Here is a 350-nt window from a genome sequence, read left to right as displayed (position 1 = left end):
CTGGTGGGCACGCGCAGCGTGACGGAATTCAACTACCGCATCGACGATGCGGAGCGCGCGCACATCTTCGTGGGCGTGCAGATCCGCAACCGGGGCGAGTCGGAGCAGATCGCGCAGGCGTTCGTCGCGCACGGCTTCCCGACGGTGGACCTGACGGGCGACGAGCTTTCGAAGCAGCACATCCGCTACATGGTGGGCGGGCGCTCGCCGCTGGCGCACGACGAGCGGCTGTTCCGCTTCGAGTTTCCGGAGCGCCCGGGAGCGCTGATGCGTTTTCTCTCGTCGATGGCGCCCGACTGGAACATCAGCCTGTTCCACTACCGCAACCAGGGGGCGGACTACAGTTCGAT

General features: G+C 66.3%; 1 pseudogene. It reads left to right on the top strand.

From position 1 onward, the window contains the following. Positions 1-350 (top strand): annotated as a pseudogene (locus U5760_RS31585) (threonine ammonia-lyase, biosynthetic); the annotation flags it as partial.

The sequence above is a fragment of the Paraburkholderia sp. J12 genome (assembly GCF_905220215.1).
Taxonomy (GTDB): Bacteria; Pseudomonadota; Gammaproteobacteria; order Burkholderiales; family Burkholderiaceae; genus Paraburkholderia.
The sequence above is the reverse complement of the archived record's forward strand: the minus strand, read 5'-3'. Positions and strand labels throughout refer to the sequence as shown.